6 protein-coding genes are annotated in these 5963 nt (G+C 71.8%); 2 read left to right on the top strand and 4 right to left on the bottom strand.

The annotated features are described in order from the left end of the window. Both D588_RS0109800 and D588_RS0109795 read left to right on the top strand, forming a co-directional pair. Positions 1-1157: DUF1800 domain-containing protein (locus D588_RS0109800; RefSeq protein ID WP_017915843.1), on the top strand; the 1157-nt coding region annotated here is incomplete at its 5' end. Positions 1158-1194: 37 nt separating this feature from the next. Continuing rightward, positions 1195-2328 carry a DUF1501 domain-containing protein gene (locus D588_RS0109795; protein ID WP_017915842.1) on the top strand — a complete coding sequence of 378 codons (1134 nt, stop codon included), beginning with the start codon at positions 1195-1197 and terminating at the stop codon, positions 2326-2328. 95 nt (positions 2329-2423) lie between these two features. Here the strand turns inward: D588_RS0109795 and D588_RS0109790 are convergent, their stop codons facing one another. From D588_RS0109790 to tilS, 4 genes are all read right to left on the bottom strand, one after another. Next, positions 2424-3518: a M35 family metallo-endopeptidase gene (locus D588_RS0109790; protein ID WP_017909615.1), complete on the bottom strand. Its 1095-nt coding sequence runs from the start codon at positions 3516-3518 to the stop codon at positions 2424-2426. Positions 3519-4268: 750 nt separating this feature from the next. Beyond that, positions 4269-5150 carry a farnesyl diphosphate synthase gene (locus tag D588_RS0109785; protein WP_017915841.1) on the bottom strand — a complete coding sequence of 294 codons (882 nt, stop codon included), beginning with the start codon at positions 5148-5150 and terminating at the stop codon, positions 4269-4271. Further along, positions 5140-5403 (bottom strand): exodeoxyribonuclease VII small subunit, encoded by a 264-nt coding sequence (locus tag D588_RS0109780; protein WP_017909613.1) that lies wholly within the window; start codon positions 5401-5403, stop codon positions 5140-5142. Before D588_RS0109780 ends, D588_RS0109785 begins: the two co-directional genes overlap by 11 nt. 31 nt (positions 5404-5434) lie before the next feature. Next, the coding region (gene tilS / locus D588_RS0109775; protein ID WP_017915840.1) for a tRNA lysidine(34) synthetase TilS at positions 5435-5963 on the bottom strand (529 nt) is incomplete at its 5' end.

Below are 5963 nucleotides of genomic sequence, written 5' to 3'. Positions count from 1 at the left end.
ATCGGCAGGCACAGGCGCAGGAACTGGCGGCGCGCTACCGGGTCGCGGTGTCCAGCCCGGCCGGATTCGCCGAGCGCCTGGTGCAGTTCTGGTCCAATCATTTCGCGGTCTCGGTCGACAAGCGCGCGGCCGCGCTGTACGCGGCGCCGATGGAGCGCGAGGCGATCCGCCCGCACTGCATGGGCCGCTTCGCCGATCTGCTGCTGGCGGTGGAGCGGCACCCGGCGATGCTGCGCTACCTGGACAACGCCAATTCGGTCGGCCCCGACTCGCTGCTGGCGCAACGCGCGCAGCGCCGGGCCCTGCGCCTGGATCCCGAACGTCCCGTGCGCCGCCTGGGGCTCAACGAGAACCTGGCGCGCGAGATCCTGGAGCTGCACACCCTCGGCGTGGACGGCGGCTATACCCAGGCCGACGTCACCGAACTGGCGCGTGCGATCACCGGCTGGGGCGTGCCGGCGCCGCGCGATTTCGAGCAGGGCACGCCCGGGGCCGCCTTCGTGTTCCGCGCGCCGGCGCATGCCGCCGGCAGCCGCCTGGTGCTGGGCCGGCGCTACGCCGAGGACGGCGTGGCGCAGGGCGAGGCGATCCTGGCGGCGCTGGCCCGGCACCCGGCCACCGCGCAGCACGTCTCGTTCAAGCTGGCCCGGCATTTCGTCCGCGACGATCCGCCGCCAGCCTTGGTACAGCGCATGGCCGACGCGTGGCGGCGCAGCGATGGCGACCTGCGCCACGTCTACCGCGCCCTGATCGACAGCCCCGAGGCATGGGACGCGCAGGCGCGCAAGTTCAAGCCGCCGCAGGATTTCGTGGTGTCGGCGCTGCGCGCCGGAGGTGCCTGGCCCGAGGCGCCGCCGCAGCAGAAGACCGTGCTGACCCTGCTGGCACGGATGGGGCAGCCGCCGTTCACGCCGCGCTCGCCGGCCGGTTATGCCGACGTGGCGGCGGAATGGAGCGGCGCCGACGCACTGTGGAAGCGCGTGCAGGCCGCCGAGGCGCTGGCCGGGATGGCCCCGGGCGAGCCGCTGGCACTGGCCGCGACCGCGTTCGGCGACGGTCCGGATGCGGACACGCTGACCGCGGTGCGGCGCGCCGAATCGCCACGCGAAGGCGTGGCGGTGCTGCTGGCGAGCCCGGCCTTCCAATGGCGCGCCTGAGCGGCGCGCGGTCCGATCCGCGATGGGAGAAGTTCCGATGCAACTGACACGCCGTCGTTTCCTTGCCGCCAGCGGTGCGGCCACCGTGTTGAGCCTGTGGGCGGGCAGCGGCCTGGCCGCGCCGGGCGCCGATACGCGCCTGCTGGTGGTGCTGCTGCGCGGCGCGCTGGACGGGCTGCACGCACTGGTGCCGACCGCCGACCCCGACTACGCACGCCTGCGCGGCGCGCTGGCGCCGCCGCAGACCCTGGCCCTGGACGGCAGCTTCGCGCTGCATCCGGCGCTGGCGTTCGCGCATGAGCTGTACGCGCGCAAGCAATGGCTGCCGGTGGTGGCGGTGGCGCCGCCGTACCGCGAGCGCTCGCACTTCGAGGCGCAGGATTGCCTGGAGAACGGCACCGCGCGGCCCAATGGCGCCTCCAGCGGCTGGCTCAACCGCTGCGCACTGGCCCTGCACGGCGCCGAGGCGGTGTCGGTGAGCGCGGTGACGCCGCTGATCATGCGTGGCCCGGGCGCGGTGAACAGCTGGTCGCCGCCGCTGCCGAGCGCGGTCAATCCGATCCTGCTGCAGCGTCTGCAGCCGCTGTATGCCGCCGATCCGCAGCTGGCCGGCGATTTCGCGCGCGCGCTGCGCGAGCAGGGCATGCAGGTGGACAGCGTCAAGGGTGGGCAATTGCCGCAGGCGATGAGTGCGGCGGCCAGCTTCATGGCCAAGCCCGACGGGCCGCGGATCGGCTTCGTCGAGGATGCCGGCTGGGACACCCACGGCAACCAGGCCGCGGTGCTGCAGCGCAAGCTGGGCGAACTGGATGCGGGGCTGCGCGCGTTCCATGATGGCGCGCAGGCCTGCTGGTCGCGCAGCGTGGTCGCGGTGGTGACCGAGTTCGGCCGCACCGCGGCGGTGAACGGCACCGGCGGGACCGACCATGGCACCGGCGGGGTGGCGTTCCTGGCCGGCGGCGCGGTGCGCGGCGGGCGCATCGCGGGAGACTGGCCCGGCCTGTCGCCGCGGGCCTTGAACGAGGGCCGCGACCTGCGCGCCACCAGCGACCTGCGCAGCCTGTTCCGGCACGTGCTCGGCGTGCATCTGGGCCTGTCCGAGCGCGCGCTGGACACCCAGGTGTTCCCCGGCAGCGCGGGGCTGCCCAGGTTGGAGGGCCTGGTGGCCTAGGACACCACGCGGGCATAGAGCGTGCGGCCTGGGCCGCACGCGAACCGGGCGCCGACGCGAGATCGGCGCCCGGGGGCATCACCGGCGTGCCGGACTCAGTTCTGCGACGGATTGTTCTCGGCGAAGTACTCGTGGCTGTCGGCGTTCTTCACCGCGCGCGCCGGATCGCTCTTGGCCAGGCTCTTGGCCGCGCTCTGGCCGTACGCGGTGTCCTGCGTGCCGGCGACCACGCTGAAGTGGCTCATTTCGTGGATCAGGGTGCCGGCCTTGGAGTCGGTGCCGGTCAGCGGCGCGCTCCAGAACGCATTGCACACGTAGATCTGGTACGGCTGGTTCGGATACACGTAGGCGTAGGAACTGTCGCTGCAGCCGCAATTGATGGTGATCTGGCCGTTGTTCTGGTCGATCGCCGAATCGATGTTGACGAAGTTGGACGTGGCGGTGCTGTAGCGGCTGGCGTTGTAGGCGCCGAACCAGGTGGTGTAGCGCGCGCCGGTGCTGCCGCCGTTGAGGTAGGTCTTGGCGTTCTGCGAGTAGGTGCGCGCCGCGTTCACCGCGCTGCCGATGGTGCTGATCTGGCTGGTGCTGCACGAGGCGTAGTTGACGCCGTTGACCACCGCCTGCGGGCCGACCATCAGGTCGTTGCGCACCGCATGGCCGCGGCCGCCATCCAGCCATACCGTCAGCGGCGCGCTGGACAGGGTCTGCGGCTCGCCGTCGGCGCGCAGCATGCGCGCGCCATCGGCGAGCGCGGCACCCTGCAGCGGCGCGTCGAGGCGGATGCTGTAGGTGCCGCTGCGGGTCAGGTCGTAGGCGCGGCTCAGGTCGATCTGCGCCTGCTTCGCTTCGCCCGGCTGCAGCACCACCATGTCCTCGGCGCGCGGCGCGGCGCGCTTGACCAGGCGCCCGACGTAATCCACCGGCTTGCCGTCGCGCTGGACCTGGAACAGGGCGTTGTCGAGATCGCCCAGCGGCAGTTCCCACTTGGGCACGCGTGCGACCTGCGTGCCGGTGTTGCGCACGGTCACCGCCATCTGGCCGCGCTGCTGGCCGTCGGCGTCGGCGACCGGCGTCAGTTCGACCTGCAGCGGCGCGGGCGTGCGCGTGAGTTGCGATTGCGCCGTGGCCGCCGAGATGATGCCGACCAGGCTGAAGCCGATCGCTGCCGAGATCCGGGATGCGTGTTTCATGCAGTCTCTCTCCGTCGAAAGTGGGCGCCCCGTGACAGGGGCCGAAGCAAACTAGCCCGGTGATGCGCGCGTGCGCGTCGCAGGTGCGTTTGTCTTCGATTTCGTCCAGCGAAGCGCGCGCCAGGTCTCAGTATCGGCATCGCGGACAGACATCGCCGCATGTGAGTGTCGCGCTGCAGCGGCCTTGCCGCAGCGGCATGCACTGGATCGAGCGCAGCGTCGCGATAGGCCATGTGGCGATCACGCTCGCACTGTGCGTGTGCGTGCGTGGAGATCGTGCTGGTGGCGGCGTTTGCCGAAGGCGATGAGGACGTCCGGGATCTCCATTCGCCGCAGTCGGCGTCATCGCGATCTGCAGCGGTATGCGCGGCGTCGGCATTTTTGCGGCAACGCGGGTTGCCGTGGCGTGAGATGCGCCTGGTCGCCTGGTGTGGGAGTCAACGGTCATGCATCCGCGACGAGCGGCGTGGCGGACGATCGGACCGCGAAAGCAGTCGGGACTGACGTCCCTCCTACATTGCCCCAGACACTCACCGCAAGCCCATGTAGTAGCGGCTTCAGCCGCGACAGGCATGACCGATGCCGTCTGTCGCGGCTGAAGCCGCTCCTGCAACAGCGCCTCTGGTCATCACGGGCTGCGCGCGGCCAGCGCCAGCATCCATCCCTGGTTTCGCGGATGCGGTGCAGCGCCTGCGCGGCTATTGACGCGTGCGGCCCAGCCGCAACGATCGCACGCGTCGAGCGTGGCGATCAGTGCGCGCGATCGACCGCGAGCCGCGCAAGCGCCGCCAGTGCATCGGCGGCAGCGCCATAGCCGTGCAGGCTGTCCTGCATCGCCTGCGCCAGCTCGGCCAGCTTGGCCTTGGCGCCATCCATGCCCAGCAGGGCAGGGTAGGTGGACTTGGCCTGCGCGACGTCCTTGCCGGCGGTCTTGCCGAGCTGTTCGGAGCTGGCTTCCACGTCGAGGATGTCGTCGCGCACCTGGAAAGCCAGGCCCAGCGCGGTGGCGAAGCCATCCAGTTGCGCGAGCGCGTCGGCGTCGGCGCCACCGCCGAGCGCGCCCAGGCGCACGCTGGCGCGGATCAGCGCGCCGGTCTTCAGCGCATGCATGCGTTGCAGGTCCGGCAGCGCCTGCACGCGGCCGGTGGCGTCGATGTCCAATGCCTGCCCGCCGCACATGCCGGCCGCACCGGCGGCCTCGGCCAGGGTCTGCAGCCACTGCACGCGCAGCGTCGCCGCCGCGTCTTCGGCATTGGCCAGCAACGCGAACGCCAGGCTCTGCAGCGCGTCGCCGGCGAGGATCGCGGTGGCTTCGTCGAAGGCGATGTGCACGGTCGGCTGGCCGCGGCGCAGGGCATCGTCGTCCATCGCCGGCAGGTCGTCGTGGACCAGCGAATAGGCGTGGATCAATTCCACCGCCAGCGCCGGTGCATCCAGGCGCGCGGCGTCGGCGCCGAACAGCGCGCCGCTGGCGTAGACCAGCAGTGGGCGCATGCGCTTGCCGCCGCCGAGGGTGGCGTGACGCATCGCCGCGTGCAGGCGCTGCGGCGCTAGCGTGGCGGTCGGCAACTGCGCCTGCAGGCCGGCTTCCACCCGCTCCCGCCAGTGCGCGAACGCCGCGTCAGCCGCCATGGGGCGGCACGGGGTCGAAGGGTTCGGCGCTGTCGGGCTGTTCGGGATCGCTGAGCAGGCGCACGCGCAATTCGGCCTGCTCCAGCGCCTGCTGGCATTGCCGGTACAGGCCCACGCCGCGCTCGTAGGCGCTGAGCGACTGCTCCAGGCTCAGGTCGCCGGCTTCCATCTTCTCCACCAGCACTTCCAACTCCTCGAGCGACTGCTCGAAGCGCGCGACCGGGGAGGCATCGTCTTGGGACTTCTTGGGCATGGCGAAAGTGTGCGCGGCGGCGGCGGCAGGGTCAATGCGAGGCGCGTGCCGGCGCCGGCAGCGCATCCAGCTCAAGGCGTGCAGCGTGCGCCTGCAGCCAATCGTGCAACGGCGCGGCCAGCAGGTCCGGTCCGGCGGCCAGCAGTTGCGTGGCGTCGAACAGCAGTGGCAGTCGCATGCGCTGCCAGGGTGGCAAGGCCTGCGTCTGCAGCAGGTGCTTCAGTGCCTGCGACTGCGTCCGCCCTGGCAGAAGCAGACGTTCGCCGCCGCGGCGCGCACGCACCAGCAGCGGCGTATCGAAGGCCAGCGCGGTGTCGGCGCGCAGGTGCAGGCAGCGGCCATCGGGCAACGCCAGCGGCGCGCGGCCGTCCCACTGCGCCTGCCAGTCGGCAGGCCAGGGCGCGGGGTCGCGCTCGGCGTACAGCGTGTCGTGCCAGCTGCGCACGCAGGCGCCGTGCCAGGCGAACTGCGCCGAAGCATCTGCGCGCGGCTGCAGCAGGTCGCGTTCGATCGCGGCCAGGCCGGCCGCCGGCAATGGCGGCAGGCCGGCCTGTGCGACC

Source organism: Xanthomonas sp. SHU 308, assembly GCF_000364645.1.
Taxonomy (GTDB): domain Bacteria; phylum Pseudomonadota; class Gammaproteobacteria; order Xanthomonadales; family Xanthomonadaceae; genus Xanthomonas_A; species Xanthomonas_A sontii.
Note: the sequence above shows the minus strand (reverse complement) of the source record. Positions and strands in the feature narration are given on the sequence as shown.

Excerpts from the sequence above, each read along its gene's own strand:
- D588_RS0109795 (WP_017915842.1), top strand. The coding sequence starts at position 1,195 with ATGCAACTGACACGCCGTCGTTTCCTTGCCGCCAGCGGTGCGGCCACC.
- D588_RS0109785 (WP_017915841.1), bottom strand. The coding sequence starts at position 5,150 with ATGGCGGCTGACGCGGCGTTCGCGCACTGGCGGGAGCGGGTGGAAGCC.
- D588_RS0109790 (WP_017909615.1), bottom strand. The coding sequence starts at position 3,518 with ATGAAACACGCATCCCGGATCTCGGCAGCGATCGGCTTCAGCCTGGTC.
- D588_RS0109780 (WP_017909613.1), bottom strand. The coding sequence starts at position 5,403 with ATGCCCAAGAAGTCCCAAGACGATGCCTCCCCGGTCGCGCGCTTCGAG.